General features: G+C 41.2%; 1 protein-coding gene. It reads left to right on the top strand.

Annotated features, from left to right (window positions below; translation table 11 throughout):
* The coding region (locus tag J7R07_RS08145) for a hypothetical protein (protein WP_208436340.1) at positions 1–255 on the top strand (255 nt) is incomplete at both ends.

Below are 255 nucleotides of genomic sequence, written 5' to 3'. Positions count from 1 at the left end.
TAGGGGAAACGATCTCTGCTCAAGGAGACAGTACCATCACTTTAACAGACGATGTGCAAATCACATCATCTAAGGACAGTGGGCTCCATGCACAAAATGGTGGTACAATCAATATGAAAGGCGGAACTATTACCGCTTTCGATACCGGTGCTTTCTTTGAAAACAGTAAAACCGCTGAAAATAAACTGGAAAATATAAAGATATCCAGTGGTAAAGACGATGCACCACTGAATGTTGGAGTAAAGGCAACAAACA

The sequence above is a fragment of the Bartonella phoceensis genome, from assembly GCF_902825145.1.
In the GTDB taxonomy this organism is placed as follows: Bacteria; Pseudomonadota; Alphaproteobacteria; order Rhizobiales; family Rhizobiaceae; genus Bartonella; species Bartonella phoceensis.
Note: the sequence above shows the minus strand (reverse complement) of the source record. Positions and strands in the feature narration are given on the sequence as shown.